Genomic DNA, 18,299 nt, shown 5'->3' with positions numbered 1-18,299 from the left:
CACTGCTACAACTCGATCGACACCCTGACCTTCCAGATCATCGCCGTGGTCGTGGAGGGGATGGGTAAGTTTCGGATCGTAGTGGCCATCAGGCGCATGAGCCGACGGATGAGCTTCTCGTTCACCGCGTGGCCCTCGTTGCGCAGGTGCCAGGTCATCCGCTGCCCGGCAGGGCATTGCGAAGCAATGTCCCGAGAGGGTGACGGACACCGAAGAAGGGCGTCTCCAGAAACTGCACGTCGATCAGCCGCATCAGCGCGAGGTTCTACTCAGTCTCACCCTGCGGCATGTAGTAAAACCACGACCGAGGGATCGACAGCAGCGCGCACTGCTGACCGATCGACAGGTCCGAGGCTTAGATCGTATATCAGTTGATCAACAACGTGCATCACATCGTGGTGCAAAAAGGGTACTTTGGGCGAATTCAATTGGACACCATATCCCAAGATTTGCTATAAAAATAATATCAGTAGAATGCTTAGCAAAGAATCCTACCACCCCAGCCATTTCCCTCTGAACCGTACGCAGGTGAGGCCGGCGCTGACGCAGCGTCAAGGGAACTTTGGCCCCCTCTCTCCTGTTGTTATTTCTCAATTACCTGTCGTAAGCTGGTCGAACCGCCATGCGGCACGCAAAGGAAACAAGCCTGATGACGCCATTCGCAATTGCGGGTGTTCAGATGTATGTGAACGCCCTGCACCCCAATGTCGACGGTATGATTCACCGTCTGGATTTGCTGATGGCGCGCTTTCCCTGGACGCAGATGGTGCTCTTCTCCGAGCTTGCGCCGTTCGGCCCGCTCACCAAATTCTCGCTGCCCCTGCGCAACGAGACGATCGAGCGGTTCTGCGAGGCGGCCAAGCGCCATAACGTGTGGCTGATCCCCGGCTCGATGTTCGAGACGGCCGAGGACGGGCGCATCTACAACACCTCCACCGTGATCAACCCGGAGGGTGAAATCATCTGCAATTACCGCAAGATGTTTCCTTTTCGCCCCTACGAGGCCGGTGTCGAGGCTGGCACGGGATTTTGCGTCTTTGACGTGCCGGATGTGGGCCGCTTTGGCCTGTCGATCTGCTATGACATGTGGTTTCCCGAAACGACGCGGCAGCTGACCAGCCAAGGCGTCGAGGTCCTGCTGCATCCCGTCCTGACCGGCACGACCGACCGCGAGGCCGAGCTGTCGATGGCGCGCGCGACGGCGGCGCAGTTCCAGTGCTACGTGATCGACGTTAACGGACTTGGCGCGGGGGGCGTGGGCAAATCCTGCGTCGTCGATCCGACCGCCACGGTCCTGCACCAATCGGCGGGGCAAGAGGACATGTTTCCCATTGAGGTCGATCTCAGCCATGTGCGCCGCCAGCGCGAGCGCGGCATGAAAGGGCTGGGCCAGGTTCTGAAGAGTTTTCGCGATCGCGAGGTCGATTTCTCGGTCTATGACCGCAGCAGCGGCGTCGATGCCTATTTGCACAGCCTCGGGCCGCTGACCATTCCGGGCCAGGATTCCACCGGCGCCGCGCGCGCCGAAATCGGCGCCGATCTGGGCGGGCGTCCCGGCACGCATCACCCGCTCAATACTGTTACAAAGCACAGCGCAGACGATGCCGCAGATGGCATTCCGGGCATCAAGGTTGGAGGCACGCCGCCCTTAACCAACTGACAAATATAAAAAATGCGGACGATCAGACACTGCCCGCACGACACTGCCAGCATCTTCTGATCGCCCGCGCATAACAACAGCGGGGAAGAGATATGCATTCGATGGCAGACTATTATTCGGCGGTTCAGTTGCGCGCAGATCGCTGGAGTTCGCTACGCGAGACATCGGCCGAGCTGTCTCGCAAGGAAGGTGGCCGCGGCGCGAAGGCTCAGCTCGCACAGATCGAGGAGTTGCTGGACCAGTTGGCCCCCATCGAGACGTTCTGGGCCTTCCCCGGCACCGCCGCCTTCGACATGCTGCGCCGCCAGTTCGAGGGAGGGCACTATGGTGAGCTGGCCTTTACCGTGCAGCGCATCACCCGAGCGCTGACCAGCGGTGCGTATCGCCGCCGCCATATCCCGCTCGACCGCGACGGCATCGACTCGGACGACCACGAAGATGAGGCGATGCAATCGCTGGAAGCGCGCGCGCTGACCAAGCCCTATTTCGAAGTGCTGATCGTCGATAACCTGAACGAGCATCAGGAGCGCTGGCTGAAGAATAACTTTCAGCGCATGCGCCGCCCCGAAGATCCCTTCCATTACGAGCCGGTCGTCGTGCCCAGCTTGCAGGACGCACTGATGGGCGTGCTCTTCAACCACAACATTCAGGCCATCGTAGTCCGACCCGGCCTGACACTGGAATCCAAGATGGTTCTACCCCTGCTCGAGCGGTATCTGAACCGCGCGGGCGGCACCGCTGCGCTGGATGACCTAGATCCCAGCAATTACGGCCCCGAGCTGTGCCGGATGATCGCCAGGGTCCGACCCGAACTGGACGCCTACCTGATCACCGACCGCTCGGTCGAGGATATCGCGGGGCTGGATCTGGGGATTTGCCGCCGCGTCTTTTACAATCAGGAGGATTTCCTCGAACTGCACCTCAACATCATCCGAGGTGTGCAAGCGCGCTACAAGACGCCTTTCTTCACCGCGCTGGTCGAATATTCCAAGCAGCCCACGGGCGTCTTTCACGCCATGCCGATCAGCCGGGGCAAGTCGATCAGCCGCTCGCACTGGATTCAGGATATGGGCGCCTTTTACGGCCCCAACATCTTCCTCGCCGAGACTTCCGCCACCTCTGGCGGCCTAGACAGCCTGTTGGAGCCGCATGGCCCCATCAAGGAGGCGCAGCGCCTGGCCAGTCGCGCCTTCGGCTCGAAGCAGACCTATTTTGCCACAAACGGCACTTCGACCTGCAACAAGATCGTCGTGCAAGCCCTTGTTCGGCCTGGAGATATCGTGCTGGTCGATCGCGACTGCCACAAGTCGCACCATTACGGCATGGTGCTGGCCGGGGCGCAGGTCTGCTATCTGGATAGCTACCCGCTGAACGAGTACTCAATGTATGGCGCGGTGCCGCTGAAGGACATCAAGAAGCAGCTGTTGGAGCTGAAAGCGGCCGGCAAGCTGGACCGCGTGCGCATGCTTTTGCTGACGAACTGCACCTTTGACGGCATCGTCTACAATGTCGAGCGGGTGATGGAAGAATGCCTCGCCATCAAGCCCGACCTCGTTTTCCTTTGGGACGAGGCGTGGTTCGCCTTTGCCCGCTTTGGCCCCACCTATCGCCAACGCACCGCGATGAACGCGGCCAATAACCTGCGCGAGCGTCTGCGCAGCGAAGCCCATACCAAGGCCTACGAGGCCCAGCAGGAAGAATTGAAGGACAAGGGTGACGATGCCTGGATCAACACTCGCCTCGTACCGCCGCCTGATGCACGCGTGCGCATCTATGCAACCCAATCGACCCACAAGACGCTGACATCGCTGCGTCAGGGCTCGATGATCCATGTGCATGATCAGGACTTCAAGGGTGAGGTCGAAGCCTCGTTCCAGGAGGCCTACATGACGCATACCTCGACCTCGCCCAATTACCAGATCATCGCCTCGCTGGACGTGGGGCGCCGTCAGGTCGAGCTGGAAGGCTTTGAATTCGTTCAAAGACAGGTCGAGGCGGCCATGTCGATGCGGCGTGCGATTTCCACCCATCCGCTCTTGCAGAAATATTTCAAGGTGCTGACCGCCGGCGACATGATCCCCGAGGAGCATCGCGAGAGCGGCGTGACCAGCTATTACGATCCGCAGCAGGGCTGGACCGACATCTGGGATTGCTGGGAAAGCGACGAGTTCGTGCTGGACGCCACGCGCGTGACGCTGGCCGTGGGCGGCACCGGCTGGGATGGCGACACATTCAAGACCGATATCCTGATGGATAAATACGGAATCCAGATCAACAAGACGTCACGAAACACCGTGCTTTTCATGACGAATATCGGCACGACCCGGTCCTCCGTCGCCTACCTGATCGAGGTGCTGGTCGAGATCGCGCGCGAGCTGGACGAGCTTCAGGATGACGCGTCCATGATGGAGCGCCGCGGGTTCGAGCGGCGCGTCGCCAACCTGATGGACGACCTGCCCCCCCTGCCCGATTTCAGCCGGTTCCACGACAGTTTCCGGTCCGAGGGCCCGACGCCCGAAGGCGATATCCGCTCGGCGTTTTTCCTTAGCTATGACGATAAGAATTGCGACTATCTGGAACTGGATGGATCCATCCATGACGCGATGAAGTCGGGCGATGACGTTGTCTCGGCACAGTTCATCATCCCCTACCCGCCCGGATTTCCGATCCTGGTGCCGGGCCAGGTGGTCAGCGACGGAATCCTGTCATTCATGCGCGCCCTCGACGTCAGCGAGATCCACGGCTACCGCGCCGATCTGGGTCTGCGTGTTTTCACGCAGGACGCGCTCAAACGGCAGGGCAAGGCGAATGCCGCGCGGCTGAAACTCAATGACGCACGCGCAAAACTTTGAAGGCTTACAGAGAACAAGAAACGAACAAGGGAGACAGAACAATGGTAGCAGAACTCAAGAACATCTCGGAAATCCGCCGGCATTTTCACCGTAACGAAGACCCGGTCTATTTCATTTCGGCCACAAATTTCAATCTGCTGGGCCTCGATGAATGGTGCAAGAACTTCAAGTATATCTGCTATATCGACTGCTATAACGGCAAGCATCCCAACACCTTCGTCCCGTCCGAGCAGCCGCACGCGGAATTCCAGTCGATCGAGGACATCAACAACTACCTCTTGCAGCACAAGGAGGTCATCGACCTCATCAAGCGACGCGGCGGCAAGCCGAAATTCGTGTTCCTGATGTTCGACGAAGAGACCGAGCGCCTCAGCAAGGAGCTGGGGGCCGATGTCTGGTTCCCCAAGGCTAAACTGCGCCAGAAGATGGACAACAAGATCGAGACCGTGCGCATCGGCAACAAGGCGGGCGTGCCCTCGGTCCCCAATACGCTGAGCGTCGTTGAGAGCTATGAGCATTTGAACGAGATCTGCGACAAAGCCGGCCTTGGTCACGACCTGGTGCTGCAATCGGCCTATGGCGATAGCGGGCACACCACGTTCTTCATCAAGTCCGAAGCCGATTTCCGCAAGCATGAGCACGAAATCATCGGCGAGGGCGAGATCAAGATCATGAAGCGGATCGACTGCCGCGGCTCGGCCATCGAGGGTTGCGCCACAAAGGAAGGCACGATCGTCGGCCCGCTGATGACCGAGCTTGTCGGCTTCAAGGAGCTGACCCCCTATCGTGGCGGCTGGTGCGGCAACGAGATCTTCTCAACCGCGTTTCCGCCCAAGGTGCGCGAAAAGGCCCGCGAGCTGACTTTCAAATTCGGCGAGCAGCTGCGCAAGGAAGGCTACCGCGGCTATTTCGAGCTGGATTTCCTGATCGACAAGAAGACCGGCGACATCTGGCTAGGCGAGCTCAATCCGCGCATCACCGGTTGTTCGTCCATGACCAACCACGCGGCCTTTGCCCATGCCGACGCGCCGCTCTTCCTGTTCCATCTGCTGGAATTCTCCAAGAAGAAGTTCAACCTCGATGTGGACGAGTTGAACAGCCGCTGGGCCGATCCCAAGATGATCGATAGCTGGTCCCAGATGGTGATCAAGCACACCGATGACACGGTTGATATCGCGACGGATGTCCCCGAGACCGGGATCTACCGGCTGCGCGACGATGGCAGCGTCGACTTCAACCGCTTCGACTATCACCGCCGCGCGGTCGAAAGCGAGAACGAGGCGTTCTTCCTGCGCATCCTGCAGCCGGGCGATTACCGCTACGAGGGTGCCGACATCGGCATCCTGGTGACGCGCGGGCGCTCCATGACCAACGGCTTCAAGCTGACCGAGCGGGCCAAACGATGGATCCACGGCATCAAGCAGGGCGTGCATGGCCGCCCGATGCCCACCGCCGAGGCCGGCCCGGCATTGAACGACCCCGCGTTCAAGATCATGTAGTGCCTGCATGAGGCTGAACTGGCGCGCCATATCCGAGGATGAACCCGGCCCCAAATGGGCCGGGCTTTTCCATCAATACTGGCCCGATTACCACCGCTGGTGGGCGCGCGAGGGGCCCGAGGCGCGCCCCGGTTTCTGGGACAGCCACAAGGCCATGCGCGAATACATGCCCGAGCTTTTGCCGCTCTATGACCAGCTCTGCGAGCTGGCGGGCGGCAGCGATCACGCGGCCCGGTTCCTCAGCTTTTACTGCCCGCCGCCGTACCTCTCGTCCTGTAGCCAAGCCATCTGGCCGGGCGAAGAGCCGGTGCTGGTGCGCAATTATGACTACTCGCCGAAAGCCTTCGACAGCCTGACCCTGCGCACAAACTGGCAGGGGCGCGCCGTCATGGGCACATCCGACGGTCTCTGGGGGCTGGTCGATGGCATCAACGATGCGGGGCTTGCGGTGTCGCTGACGTTCGGCGGGCGGCGCGTCGTCGGGGACGGCTTCGGCGTGCCGATCATCCTGCGCTATGTGCTGCAAACCTGCGAGACGGCCGCCGAGGCAGGCCGGGTTCTGGCCCGCGTGCCCACGCATATGAGCTACAACGTGACCGTGGTCGATGCGCAGCGCAAGTTCCTGACTGCACTCATGGCACCAGACCGGCAGACTGTCCTTACCCATCAGGCAGTGGCGACCAACCACCAGGAGCGCGTCGAATGGGCCAGTCACGCGCGCTTTACCGCCACGGTCGAGCGCGAGCGCTACCTGCTGCAGCGCCTGACCCTGCATGTCGAAGCCGAGGAGAAATTCATCGGCGCCTTCCTGCGCCCGCCGCTTTATTCCACCCGCTTCGATCACGGGTTCGGCACGCTCTACACGGCGGTCTTCCGCCCCCGCCAGCTACAGATGGAACTCCGCTGGCCCCGCGCCCGCTGGCCGCTGGACCTGCACGATTTCCGCGAGGATACGCGCGCGATCTACACGCCGGAAGGGCCCGCCAAGGTGGAGACGCGCGTCAGCCCGTCCGACTAGCGCAGGCGCCATTCATCACCACCGCTTGCGAAACTTCCCCGGCGCCATGTCGAACTTCGTCCGGAATGCCCGCGCAAAGGCCGAGGTGCCGCCAAAACCGGTAGCGGCGGCGATCTCGGCTATTGGCAAATCCGTCTCGCTCAGCAGGGAATAGGCCCGCGCGAGGCGCATATCGGTATAATAGCGCCGCGGGCTGAGCCCGGTATGCTGCGCAAAGCTGCGCTCGAGTTGGCGTTTCGAGATGCCGGCCCCGCGTGCAATCTCCTCGATGCCCAAGGGTTCCTCGAGATTCAGCTGCATCAGGCGCATCGCGGCGATGAGATGGCGGTTGCGGCTGCCGATCACCGCCGAATGCGCGGTCTTTTGCGGGGCATGATCCGAATGGCTGCGCCCATGCAGGCACATATCCGACACGGTCAGCGCGAATTCCGGGCCGAAATCGTCCTCGATCACGCTGAGCATCAGGTCGGTCGAGGCCGAGCCGCCCGCCGCTGTCATCAATTCGCGATCCACCTCGTAGAGGTTCGGGGTTGGCACAAGATCGGGGTAGGCCTCGACAAAGGCCGGTTGATTTTCCCAGTGCAGCGTGAAGGTGCGCCCCAAGAGCAGGCCCGCGCGGGCCAGCGTGAAGGCCCCGGTGCAGATTGCGCCCACCGGCGTTCCATGCGCTGCCTGCCGCGCAGCCCAATGGGTCACGCCCGCATCCATGGTCTCGGCAGGCTCGACCCCCGAGCAGACAAAGACGCGCGCGCCACGTCCCGGCGGGCCCAGCGGCGCATCGGCCACGATCGAGATGTTGTTCGAGCAGCGAACCGGCGCGCCGCCCGGCGTCATCGTGCGCCAGCGATAAAGCTCCTGCTGTGATATCTGATTGGCCACGCGCAAAGGCTCGATCGCCGCCGAGAGCGCCAGCATGGTCAGCTTGGGCAGGAGCACGAATTCGAAAAGGCGCGGCGTCTCAACACGGGGGATGCGGAAACTGGCCGCGCCTTTGGGAATGTAGTCCGACTGGGTCATAAGGGTCCGCGCCAAGAAATGCGCCGATGCTAGCATGGGCACAGGGCAAGGCCCAGATCGCGCGCAGCCTAGCCGCCGATCACATCGAGAAGGGCGGCATGCAGCGCGGGCGTTGCCGCCGTCACCACCCGCCCATCCGAGCCGAGAGTCAGGGCACGCCCCTCCCAATCGGTGATGATGCCGCCCGCTGCTTCGATCAGGGGAACAAGTGGCAGGAAATCATAGGGCTCGAGGCCGATATCGGTGACCGCGTCAATCTGGCCCGCTGCCACCATCGCATGCGGGTAACAGTCAAAGGACATGCGCCGTGTATGGCCGATCTGGCAGAGCCGCGCGAAAAGGTCCGGATCACGCTCGAATGTGCGCTGCGGCTCGTTGATGTAGAGGCGCGCATCGGCCAGATCGGTCGTGCCGCGCACCTCAATCGGCGTGCCGTTCAGCGTCGCCCCGCCGCCCCTTATGCCCACATAGGTTTCATTCAGCGCAGGCATCCGCACAATGCCGATCTGCGGCACGCCAGCCTGCAGGTGGCCGATCAGCATTCCGAAGGCCGGATAGCCCGTCAGGAAAAACCGCGTGCCGTCGATCGGGTCGATGATCCAGGCGGGCCCGTCCAGCGAGCCCTCTGTGCCAAACTCTTCGCCGAATATCCCGTGACCGGGAAATTCCGCAGCCAGCGCCGCGCGAATGGCCTCCTCGGTGGCGCGGTCGGCGATGGTGACAGGGCTGGAATCCGCGTCATCCTTGGTCTCGACCCCAAGGGCGCCTTGGCGAAAATGCTGCATCGGTACGGCGCTCGCCTCTTCGGCGATGCGGGCGGCAATGGCCGCGATCTGCTGGAGTGTCACGGGTCTGCCACCTCGATTGTCAGGGACCAGGTTTGAGCGGCCTCGACCAGATCGGCGGGCGGCGCCGCATCGGTCACCAGCGTGTCGATCATTGGGGGATCGCACAGGGTGATAGGCGCCGCGCGCCCGAACTTGGCCGCGTCGGCGGCGACGATGCGCCGTGCTGCGCCCTTGATGATCTCGCGGCTGAAATTCGCCTCTTCCAGATCGAACAGCATGAAGCCGTTCTGCGCCGTGATCCCGGCGGTCGAGAGCACCGCCAAATCCGTCTTGAAATTGCGCGCGAAGGCCATCGCCTCGGCGCCGAAAGCCCCGCCATCATGCGCGCGCAAGGCGCCCCCGGCCATATACACCTGATTGCCGCCGCGCGTCGCCAGCTTGTAGGCGACCGAGACGGAATTGGTGACGATCAGCAGGCCGGCATGGTCCCGCAGCGCATCCGCGATATAGCTGGTCGTGCTGCCCACATCGAGAAAGATCGACGCGCCATCGGGGATCATCCCCGCCACATGCCGCGCGATGCGCTGCTTGGCGCCCGCCCCGATATTGAGACGGTGCTGGAAATCGCCCTCGCCCGTCATCTCGGCAAGGCGCGCGCCGCCATGCATCTTGTCGACATGGCCCGCTTCGGCCAGCCGCTTGAGGTTGCGGCGCACCGTCTCCTCGCTGACGTCAAGCTCGGCGGCAAGGCGCTGCACACGCAAGGATCCGCCTGCGCGCCGCAGAGCGTCAAGAATCTCCTGCTGTCTATGCGTCGGATGCGCGCTGTCCATCGGCCCTGTCCGTCATGTCCCTGAAACAGGCGATACATCACGCAGCGCCGGATACAAGGGAAGTTTGGCACGGGATAACGCATCAATCCAACATAAATCCACAAAATATGTTGCCATATGTTGCTTTCTGCGCTTCACTCACAGGTGTCGCACCCATCTGAACGAGGTTCGACCGCCAATCAGGGAGTCCATTTCATGAATAAAATTGCCACCTGCGCCGCCGCGCTTGCCGCGCTTACCGCCCCCGCCCTGGCCGAGGTCGAGAGCCAGGATCCCATCCGCCTGACCACGCATGACTGGACCGGCCAGATCGTCAACACCACGATCCTCAAGAACGTGCTGGAAAAGGCAGGATATAATGTCGAGCTGGTGCAGGCCGACTACATTGCCCAGTTCGCGGGTTTGAAAACCGGCGATCTGCATGTCGCGTCCGAGATCTGGGAGACGACGGGCCGCGAGGCGATGGACGAAGCCGTCGCCACCGGCAATGTCGTGAACATGGGCGAGAGCGGCATGATCGCCATCGAGGAATGGTGGTATCCGGCCTATATGGAAGAGCGCTGCCCCGGCCTGCCGAATTGGGAGGCGCTGCAGGACTGCGCGAGCGAGTTCGCGACATCCGAGACCGCGCCGCTGGGCCGCTACCTGGGCGGACCGGTCACCTGGGGCGGCTTCGACGAAGAGAGGGTCGAGGCGCTCGGCCTTGATTTCGAGGTGGTCCATGCGGGCACCGATGCCGCACTCTTTGCCGAGCTGGAATCAGCCTATCAGCGCGAGGCGCCGATCGTGCTCTGGCTCTATTCGCCGCATTGGGCCCCTTCAAAATACGAGGGTAAATACGTTGAATTTCCTCCTTATTCCAAAGAATGCTACGAGGATCCCTCAGTGGGGGTGAACCCCGATGCCGCCTATGATTGCGGCAAGCCCACGGGCCCCATCTGGAAGGTCGCATGGTCCGGCGTCGAGGAGAAATGGCCCGGCGCGGCCGAGATCATCCGCGATTACACGATCACCAATGACGAAATGGGCGCGATGGTTTCCGCCGTCGACCTGGAAGGCCAGTCCATCGACGACGTGGCCGCCGAGTGGATGTCGACCAATGAGTCCAAGGTAGACGGCTGGATCAACTGACCCTCCCTGAGACTGGCGGGGGGCGCGTCTTGCCCCCCGTTTTTTGCCGCGCCTGTCCGGCTGCGGCTGATCCTTGGCACCGATGAGGTGACGATGCCCCGCGCACGCAAACTGCTCTGCAAAGACGTCTGGAAGGTCTACGGCCCGGACGCCGACCAATTCCTTGCCCGCCACCCCGATCCGGACGACGCAACACTGCGCGAGAGCGGCATGATCGGCGCAGTTCGCGCGGCCAATGTCGAGATCCACGAGGGTGAGATATTCGTCATCATGGGCCTGTCAGGCTCGGGCAAATCCACGCTGGTGCGGTGCCTGTCGCGGCTGGTCGAGCCGACAGGCGGCGCCATCGAATTCGATGGCGAGGATCTTCTGGCCATGAGCGATGCGCAGCTGACGCAGCTTCGGCGCAAGAAGATCGGCATGGTATTCCAGAATTTCGCCCTCCTGCCACATCTGACAGTGCTGCAGAATGTCGCCTTCCCCCTCGAGGTGCAGGGCGTGGCCCGCTCCACACGCGAAGCCCGCGCCCATGAGATGATTGACACGGTCGGCCTCAAGGGCCGCGAGGATTACTTTCCCCGCCAGCTCTCTGGCGGCCAGCAACAGCGCGTTGGCATCGCCCGCAGCCTCGTGGGCGAGCCCGAGATCTGGTTCTTGGACGAGCCGTTCAGCGCGCTCGATCCGCTGATCCGACGCGAGATGCAGGACGAATTCCTGCGCCTGCAAGGCCTTTTGCACAAGACCATCGTCTTCATCACCCATGACTTCGATGAGGCCATTCGCCTGGCCGACCGGATCGCGGTGATGAAGGATGGGCGCATCGTGCAGACCGCCACGCCCGAGGAACTGGTGCTGAACCCCGCCACCGACTATGTGGCTGAATTCACCAAACATATCCCGCGCGGCAAGGTGCTGAGCCTTGGCGCGGTCATGGCGCCTCTTGGCAATGCACCGTTTGCCGGCGATCTGGACGCAGCCGCACGCGTGGCCGACGTGGCCGACCAGGTCGAGGCCGCCCAACTCCCGTTTCGCGTAATGCGCGAAGGCGCGCCCGTGGGCCAGGTGGATGCCGCCGCCGTGATTGATGTGCTGATCGGCCGAAACGCTGCGGATTTCGGCACAAGAGCGCCTGTATGATCTGGCGGCGCCTGACCACGCCCGCCGCGCTCTTCTGGTGGGGGCTTTTCGCAGTCACATGGCTGCTCTCCAGCTATTCCTTCCAGCTTTACAAGGCGCTGGATGCGCGCTGGATCATCCGCTTTCCCGCAGGCTGGCAAGTCAATTTCGAGGGCTGGATTTCGGGCGCGATGCGCTGGCTGCTGGAGGATGCAACATTTGGCCTCTTCACCTTTCGCGAGCTGACGCGCTTCATCTCGGGGCTGATCGAGGTGCCGTATGATGCCGCCCGCGCCCTTCTGGCAGATGGGTTTATCAGCGGCCTCGGCTCGAACGCGACCGAAATCGCACCACCGCTCAGTTGGCTGGCGGTGACCGCGCTGGCCGTGATGCTGGCGCGCTATGCCAAGGATTGGGCGCTCGCCGCGCTCGTCGGCGCGTGCTTCGTCTACCTCGCCATCTTCGGCCAGTGGCAAAGCGCGATGGTCACGCTGGCCTCTGTCGTGATCGCGGTGCCCATCGGCGTCATGGGCGGGCTCGCGCTTGGCATCGCATGCTACCGCGCGCCCTGGTTCGAGCGGGCCCTGCGCCCGGTGCTGGACCTGATGCAGACGGTGCCGATCTTCGCCTATCTCGTGCCGATCCTCTTTCTCTTCGGCTTTGGCCCCGTATCGGCGCTGGTGGCGACGGTGATCTATGCCATGCCGCCCATGGTGCGGGTGGCGACAGTGGCCTTGCAAACCGTGCCGCCCGAGGTGGTCGAGGCCGGCCACATGGCCGGCTGCACCAAGCGGCAGATGATGTGGAAGGTGCTGGTGCCCTCCGCTGGCCCCACGCTGATGGTGGGCGTCAATCAGGTCATCATGCTGTCGCTCAACATGGTGATCATCGCGTCGATGATCGGCGCGGGCGGCCTCGGCTTTGACGTGCTCAGCGCGCTGCGCAGCCTCGATATCGGCGGCGGGATCGAGGCGGGGCTGGCCATCGTGGTCATCGCCATCGCGCTCGACCGCGTAAGCCAGGCCTTTGCCACCCGCTTGCCCGACGTCGCGCCCCCCCGGGATGCGGGGTTCGCGCAGCGTCACCCCTACTTCGTCGCCGCCGCGCTGATCGTGGTGGGCACCTACCTTTTGGGCCTCGCCCTGCCCTTCGTTCAGGACTATCCCGAGCGTCTGACGCTGACCACCTCCGCCTTTTGGGAGGATGCGATGCGCTGGATCAACGTTACGTTCTTCGACACTCTGGACGCGATCAAGTCCTTCTTCCTGACCTGGCTCCTCCTGCCGGTTAAACGCTTCTTCACCGGCATCCCGTGGGCCTGGGGCATCATCACGGCGGGCCTAGCGGCCGGCCGGATCGGCGGCTGGCGTCTGGGCCTGATGGCGGCGATCATGGCCGGGCTCATCGCCTCGGTCGGCCTCTGGAACGAGGCGATGACGACGATCTACCTCTGCGGCGTCTCTGTCCTCATCGCCTATGCCATCGGCGTGCCTTTGGGCATCTGGGCGGGCCAGCGGGCGCGGGCGCATCAATGGGTCGGCGCGTTCATCGACACCCTGCAAACGCTGCCCAGCTTCGTCTACCTCATCCCCGTGGTCATGCTCTTCCGCGTGGGTGAATTCTCGGCCATGATCGCGGTCGTCCTCTACGCCCTTGCCCCCGCCGTGCGCTATGCCGCCCATGGCGTGCGCTCGGTCGATCCGCAGATGATCGAGGCGGGGCTGGTCGCAGGCTGCACGCCGCGCCAACTCTTGTGGCGCGTCAAGCTGCCGCTGGCCGCGCCTTCGCTGCTGCTGGGCCTCAACCAGACGATCATGCTGGCGCTCTCGATGCTGGTCATCACCGCCCTCGTCGGCACCCGCGATCTGGGTCAGGAGGTCTATATCGCGCTGACCAAGGCGAATACCGGGCAGGGTATTGTCGCGGGCGTGGCCGTCGCCTTCATCGCCATCACGGCGGATCGCATCATCTCGGCCCTCGCGGCCAGATCAAAGGAAAGGCTGGGACTGACATGACACCGGACGAGGCCATTGCCGCCGCGCGCGCCCTGCCCTGCTGGACCGCGCCCAGCGCCGCCGCGCCGCTGGAGGGCGGAATCACCAATCACAACATCAAGCTGACCGATGGGGGCCGCGACTACGTCGTGCGGCTGGGTGAGGATATCCCCGAGCATGGCATCCTGCGCTGGCACGAGCTGGCACTCAGCCGCGCGGCGGCCGAGGCGGGCCTTTCGCCGCGCGTTCACCACCACGCCCCCGGCGCGCTGGTCATCGACTTCATCCCGAGCGTCGCGCTGACCGAGGCGGAGCTGCATGCCGAGGCAACGCTGATGCAAGCGACGGACCTTGTGGCAACGCTGCACAGCGATCTGCCGCAGCACGCCCATGGCCCAACGCTGGCTTTCTGGGTGTTCCACATCCTGCGCAGCTATGCGCATGACCTGCGCGAACGCAGCTCGCGCCATATCCCCAAGCTGGACGGCCTGCTGGACGAGGCGGCGCTGCTGGAGCGCGCCGTTGGCCCGGTGCAGATGGTGCTCGGCCATAATGATCTGCTCCCGGCGAACATTCTGCGCGACGAGAGCCGCATGTGGCTGATCGACTGGGAGTATGGCGGCTGGAACTCGCCCCTTTTCGATCTGGGCGGGCTGGCCAGCAATGCAGCCCTGCCACATGAAGCCGAAGAGGCGATGCTGACGCGCTACTATGGGACGGCGCCGGGTGCCGCCCTCTGGCGCAGCTATGAAGCGATGAAATGCGCCTCGCTCCTGCGCGAGACGATGTGGTCGATGGTGAGCGAGCAGACCTCGGCCATCGACTTCGACTACGCCGATTACACCGACAAGAATCTGGGCCGCTACCGCGAGGCGCTGGCCAAACTCAAAGCCCAAGGACATCTGACATGAGCGATTTTCCGAAAGAGGCCCGCGCCGTTATCGTCGGCGGCGGCATCATTGGCTGCTCGACCGCCTATCACCTTGCCGATCTGGGCTGGGACGTGGTGCTGCTGGAGCGCAAGAAGCTGACCTCGGGCACCACCTTTCACGCGGCGGGCCTGGTGGGCCAGCTGCGCTCCAGCGCGAATATCACGCAGCTATTGGGCTATTCCGTCGATCTTTATAAACGGCTGGGGGCCGAGACGGGTCAGGCGACTGGCTGGAAGATGAATGGCGGCCTGCGCCTTGCCTGCAATGAGGAACGCTGGACCGAAGTCAAGCGCCAGGCAACCACCGCGCATAGCTTCGGCCTTGAGATGGAACTGCTGACGCCCTCCGAGGCGCAAAAGCTCTGGCCACTGATGCAGGTCGATGACGTGATCGGCGCGGCCTACCTGCCCACTGACGGGCAGGCCAACCCTTCGGACATCACCCTGTCGCTGGCCAAGGGCGCGCGGCAAAAGGGCGCGCGCATCTTCGAGGATACGAAGGTGACGGAGGTCATCATCGAGGATGGCATCATCAAGGGCGTCGAGACCGAGAAAGGCCGCATCGACGCGCCCATCGTCATCGCCTGCTGCGGTCAGTGGACGCGCCAGTTTGCCAAACAGGTCGGCGTCAACGTCCCCCTTGTTCCGGTCGAGCATCAATACATGGTGACCGAGCCGATCGACGGCGTCACCTCGGATCTGCCCACACTGCGCGATCCCGACCGCCTGACCTACTACAAGGAGGAGGTCGGCGGTCTTGTCATGGGCGGCTACGAGGCGAACCCGATCCTATGGGCGAAAAACGGCATCCCCAAGGATTTCCACTACACTCTTCTGGACAGCAATTTCGACCATTTCGAGCAGTTGATGGAGCTCTCCTTGGGCCGCGTGCCCGCGCTTGAAACCGCAGGGATCAAAACGCTGACCAACGGCCCCGAAAGCTTTACCCCCGATGGCAACTTCATCCTCGGCGAGGCGCCCGAGCTGCGCAATTTCTTCGTTGGCGCAGGCTTCAACGCCTACGGCATCGCGGCGGGGGGCGGCGCGGGCATGGCGCTTGCCGAATGGGTGGCCAAGGGGCAGCCGCCCTATGACCTCTGGGCCGTCGATATCCGCCGCTTTGGAAGGCCACATTTCGACGATGACTGGATCCGCGCGCGCACCTACGAGGCGTATGGCAAACACTACACCATGGCCTGGCCCAGCGAGGAACATGAGAGCGCCCGGCCCTGCCGCAAATCCCCGCTTTACGATGTGCTTAAATCTCAAGGCGCGGTCTTTGGCGAAAAACTGGGCTGGGAGCGACCGAACTGGTTTGCAGAAGGCGGCGAGGAAGCGCGCGACATCTACACCTTTGGCTTGCCCAACTGGCACAAGGCGGTCGCGCGCGAGCACAAGGCCGCGCGCGAGGCGGCGGTGATCTTTGACCAGACCTCCTTTGCCAAATTCGTGCTGAAAGGCCCGGATGCCGAGGCCGCTCTTGGCTGGATCGCGGCGAATGACGTGCGCGGGCCGGTCGGCTCGCTGACCTACACGCAGATGCTGAACGATCATGGCGGCATCGAATGTGATCTGACCTGCCTGCGCGTGGCCGATAACGAGTTCTACATCGTCACCGGCACCGGCTTCGCCACGCATGATTTTGACCATATCGCGCGGAACATCCCCGAGGGCAGGAACGCGCAGTTGGTCGATGTGACGTCCTCCTACGCGGTGCTGTCGCTGATGGGGCCGAAAGCGCGGGACATCCTGCAGGCGGTCACCCATGCGGATGTCTCAAACGCCGCCTTCCGCTTCGGCACCGGGCAGACCATCGGGATCGCAGGCGCGCCGGTGCGGGCGCTGCGCGTGACGTATGTGGGCGAGTTGGGGTGGGAGCTGCACATCCCCGCCGAATATGCCACCGCCGTCCATGCCAAGCTGGCCGAAGCTGGCGCTGATCACGGCCTGCGCAATGCAGGCTACCGCGCGCTCGAAACGCTACGGCTAGAGAAGGGGTATCGCGCCTGGTCTTCCGATATCGGTCCCGACCATACCCCATTCGAGGCCGGGCTGGGCTGGGCCGTCAAGCTGAAGACAAATATCGGTTTTCGCGGCCGCGAGGCCTGCGCCAAGCAGAAGGAAGAGGGCGTGCGCAAGATCATGGCCACCTTCACCGCCGCGCCGGATGTGATCCTTTCGGGACGCGAGACGATTTATCGGAACGGCAAACGCTGCGGCTGGCTCAGCTCGGCGGGCTATGGGCACACCATCGGCGCGCCGATAGGCATGGGTTATGTACGCTCGGAGGAGAACATCACGCGCGACGACGTTATGACCGGCAGTTACGAGTTGGAAGTCGCGGGCGAGCGTGTGCCCGCCAAGGTGCATCTGGCGCCTCTCTACGACCCCAAGATGGCCAAGGTCAAAGCCTGAGCCAATAAAAAAGGCAGGCCACGGGGCCTGCCTTTTGTAACAGATTTATCCGCCCGGATCACTCGGCCGCAGGCGCGATCGAGTGCAGATAGGCGTAAAGATCAAGGGCATCCTGCTCCTTGCGCACTTTCCATGTCATCTTGCTGCGCGCCTTGCTGTCATCCAGCGTCGTTTGCAGCCAATCGGTCGGATCCTGAACATAAGCGACGAAGTTTTCCTCGGTCCACTCGGCGCCGGTGTCGTGCGCTTCAATCATCGGTTTGCCGTATTTGAAATCCTCGACAGCGCCCACTGGGCCGCCGGTGACGCCATAGAGGTTCGGGCCGATCTGACCGCGCTTGCCCGCAAGAAGTTCACCATCGTCCGACTTGACGATGTGGCACGTTACGCACTGCTTGGCAAAGACCGCCTCGCCGGCCGCGGCGTCACCGCTATCTGCAAGGGCTGGCGCGGCCAGCATCATGGCTGCGGCGGTGGCTGATGCAAAAAAGGGTTTCATTCGTCCTCCTTGGTCCCTTACGGGCCATAGTTAAATTCAAGAACGCAACCCCCGGGGCTGCGCTATGGTTCCGACCCTCTACCTCCTGAACGTGGGGCGCGAGGCGGCACCTTGCCGCAGGTCCGCATTGGCGCGTCCCCGGCATGGGGGTATGCTAGCGCCCAACCAAGCCGACCGAAAGGGCCAAGATGCACCAGCTGCGACATAGCATCGCCAGTCTTGCTGGCGCCGTCATTTTGCTTGCCCATGCGCCGGGGATGGCGCACGCCATCAGCCCCGACTGGAGCGCGCGCAAATGCAGCCTCTACAGCGCCGCCTTTACTGATGCGCTGGCTGCGCGTGGCACAGAAGGGCTGCGGCCCGAGTTTCTGGCCGCAAACGAGGCCTTCATCGCAAGCAGGTGCCGCGAGGTGCCCGATCTTTGCGCAGAGGGACCGGAGGAGGTCGCGCTGATCGACATGCTGACGGTGATGACCATGAACGAAGGGATGGCCAGCACCTTTGTTCCCTTTGCCTGCACCAGCCCCTAGCCCGGCCATGCCCGGT

14 protein-coding genes are annotated in these 18,299 nt (G+C 63.0%); 10 read left to right on the top strand and 4 right to left on the bottom strand.

Annotated features, from left to right (window positions below; translation table 11 throughout):
* Positions 1-649 precede the first annotated feature (649 nt).
* The 4 genes from ACEWPL_RS09995 (at position 650) to ACEWPL_RS09980 (ending at position 7,029) form a co-directional block, all read left to right on the top strand.
* Positions 650-1,660, top strand: a complete 1,011-nt coding sequence (locus ACEWPL_RS09995) for a carbon-nitrogen hydrolase family protein (RefSeq protein WP_393931908.1) — start codon at positions 650-652, stop codon at positions 1,658-1,660.
* A gap of 92 nt (positions 1,661-1,752) precedes the next feature.
* Positions 1,753-4,512 (top strand): aminotransferase class I/II-fold pyridoxal phosphate-dependent enzyme, encoded by a 2,760-nt coding sequence (locus ACEWPL_RS09990; RefSeq protein ID WP_393931906.1) that lies wholly within the window; start codon positions 1,753-1,755, stop codon positions 4,510-4,512.
* Between the two features lie 41 nt (positions 4,513-4,553).
* On the top strand, positions 4,554-6,011 hold the full coding sequence (locus ACEWPL_RS09985) for a biotin carboxylase (RefSeq protein ID WP_393931904.1): 1,458 nt from the start codon (positions 4,554-4,556) through the stop codon (positions 6,009-6,011).
* Between the two features lie 7 nt (positions 6,012-6,018).
* Positions 6,019-7,029, top strand: a complete 1,011-nt coding sequence (locus tag ACEWPL_RS09980; protein WP_393931902.1) for a C45 family autoproteolytic acyltransferase/hydrolase — start codon at positions 6,019-6,021, stop codon at positions 7,027-7,029.
* Positions 7,030-7,044: 15 nt separating this feature from the next.
* Here the strand turns inward: ACEWPL_RS09980 and ACEWPL_RS09975 are convergent, their stop codons facing one another.
* The 3 genes from ACEWPL_RS09975 to ACEWPL_RS09965 form a co-directional block, all read right to left on the bottom strand.
* Positions 7,045-8,046, bottom strand: a complete 1,002-nt coding sequence (locus ACEWPL_RS09975) for a GlxA family transcriptional regulator (protein WP_420744340.1) — start codon at positions 8,044-8,046, stop codon at positions 7,045-7,047.
* Between the two features lie 68 nt (positions 8,047-8,114).
* Positions 8,115-8,894 (bottom strand): inositol monophosphatase family protein, encoded by a 780-nt coding sequence (locus ACEWPL_RS09970; RefSeq protein ID WP_393931898.1) that lies wholly within the window; start codon positions 8,892-8,894, stop codon positions 8,115-8,117.
* Positions 8,891-9,667 (bottom strand): DeoR/GlpR family DNA-binding transcription regulator, encoded by a 777-nt coding sequence (locus ACEWPL_RS09965; protein WP_393931896.1) that lies wholly within the window; start codon positions 9,665-9,667, stop codon positions 8,891-8,893. Before ACEWPL_RS09965 ends, ACEWPL_RS09970 begins: the two co-directional genes overlap by 4 nt.
* Before the next feature lie 195 nt (positions 9,668-9,862).
* On the opposite strand from ACEWPL_RS09965, the gene ACEWPL_RS09960 reads away from it, so the two are divergent.
* From ACEWPL_RS09960 to ACEWPL_RS09940, 5 genes are all read left to right on the top strand, one after another.
* Positions 9,863-10,798 (top strand): ABC transporter substrate-binding protein, encoded by a 936-nt coding sequence (locus ACEWPL_RS09960; RefSeq protein WP_393931894.1) that lies wholly within the window; start codon positions 9,863-9,865, stop codon positions 10,796-10,798.
* Between the two features lie 93 nt (positions 10,799-10,891).
* Complete coding sequence (locus ACEWPL_RS09955) at positions 10,892-11,935, top strand: quaternary amine ABC transporter ATP-binding protein (RefSeq protein WP_393931892.1); 1,044 nt, start codon at positions 10,892-10,894, stop codon at positions 11,933-11,935.
* Complete coding sequence (locus ACEWPL_RS09950; protein ID WP_393931890.1) at positions 11,932-13,929, top strand: ABC transporter permease; 1,998 nt, start codon at positions 11,932-11,934, stop codon at positions 13,927-13,929. Before ACEWPL_RS09955 ends, ACEWPL_RS09950 begins: the two co-directional genes overlap by 4 nt.
* On the top strand, positions 13,926-14,819 hold the full coding sequence (locus tag ACEWPL_RS09945; protein WP_393931888.1) for a choline kinase family protein: 894 nt from the start codon (positions 13,926-13,928) through the stop codon (positions 14,817-14,819). Before ACEWPL_RS09950 ends, ACEWPL_RS09945 begins: the two co-directional genes overlap by 4 nt.
* A complete protein-coding gene (locus ACEWPL_RS09940; RefSeq protein WP_393931886.1) occupies positions 14,816-17,254 on the top strand; it encodes a GcvT family protein in 2,439 nt (812 codons plus the stop codon). The genes ACEWPL_RS09945 and ACEWPL_RS09940 overlap by 4 nt, the downstream gene beginning before the upstream one ends.
* Positions 17,255-17,312: 58 nt before the next feature.
* Here ACEWPL_RS09940 and ACEWPL_RS09935 read toward each other — a convergent pair whose 3' ends face one another.
* Entirely contained in the window at positions 17,313-17,753 is a 441-nt protein-coding gene (locus ACEWPL_RS09935) for a c-type cytochrome (RefSeq protein WP_393931884.1), read from the bottom strand.
* Positions 17,754-17,941: 188 nt separating this feature from the next.
* Here ACEWPL_RS09935 and ACEWPL_RS09930 point away from each other — a divergent pair, with 188 nt between their 5' ends.
* Positions 17,942-18,283: a hypothetical protein gene (locus ACEWPL_RS09930; protein ID WP_393931882.1), complete on the top strand. Its 342-nt coding sequence runs from the start codon at positions 17,942-17,944 to the stop codon at positions 18,281-18,283.
* The last annotated feature ends 16 nt before the right edge of the window (positions 18,284-18,299 follow it).

The organism is Roseovarius roseus (assembly GCF_043355935.2).
Taxonomy (GTDB): Bacteria; Pseudomonadota; Alphaproteobacteria; order Rhodobacterales; family Rhodobacteraceae; genus Roseovarius; species Roseovarius roseus.
This window is presented reverse-complemented; position numbering and strand designations above follow the sequence as displayed.

Excerpts from the sequence above, each read along its gene's own strand:
- ACEWPL_RS09980 (WP_393931902.1), top strand. The coding sequence starts at position 6,019 with ATGAGGCTGAACTGGCGCGCCATATCCGAGGATGAACCCGGCCCCAAA.
- ACEWPL_RS09945 (WP_393931888.1), top strand. The coding sequence starts at position 13,926 with ATGACACCGGACGAGGCCATTGCCGCCGCGCGCGCCCTGCCCTGCTGG.
- ACEWPL_RS09995 (WP_393931908.1), top strand. The coding sequence starts at position 650 with ATGACGCCATTCGCAATTGCGGGTGTTCAGATGTATGTGAACGCCCTG.
- ACEWPL_RS09930 (WP_393931882.1), top strand. The coding sequence starts at position 17,942 with ATGCACCAGCTGCGACATAGCATCGCCAGTCTTGCTGGCGCCGTCATT.
- ACEWPL_RS09990 (WP_393931906.1), top strand. The coding sequence starts at position 1,753 with ATGCATTCGATGGCAGACTATTATTCGGCGGTTCAGTTGCGCGCAGAT.
- ACEWPL_RS09935 (WP_393931884.1), bottom strand. The coding sequence starts at position 17,753 with ATGAAACCCTTTTTTGCATCAGCCACCGCCGCAGCCATGATGCTGGCC.
- ACEWPL_RS09965 (WP_393931896.1), bottom strand. The coding sequence starts at position 9,667 with ATGGACAGCGCGCATCCGACGCATAGACAGCAGGAGATTCTTGACGCT.
- ACEWPL_RS09975 (WP_420744340.1), bottom strand. The coding sequence starts at position 8,046 with ATGACCCAGTCGGACTACATTCCCAAAGGCGCGGCCAGTTTCCGCATC.
- ACEWPL_RS09940 (WP_393931886.1), top strand. The coding sequence starts at position 14,816 with ATGAGCGATTTTCCGAAAGAGGCCCGCGCCGTTATCGTCGGCGGCGGC.
- ACEWPL_RS09960 (WP_393931894.1), top strand. The coding sequence starts at position 9,863 with ATGAATAAAATTGCCACCTGCGCCGCCGCGCTTGCCGCGCTTACCGCC.
- ACEWPL_RS09950 (WP_393931890.1), top strand. The coding sequence starts at position 11,932 with ATGATCTGGCGGCGCCTGACCACGCCCGCCGCGCTCTTCTGGTGGGGG.
- ACEWPL_RS09985 (WP_393931904.1), top strand. The coding sequence starts at position 4,554 with ATGGTAGCAGAACTCAAGAACATCTCGGAAATCCGCCGGCATTTTCAC.
- ACEWPL_RS09955 (WP_393931892.1), top strand. The coding sequence starts at position 10,892 with ATGCCCCGCGCACGCAAACTGCTCTGCAAAGACGTCTGGAAGGTCTAC.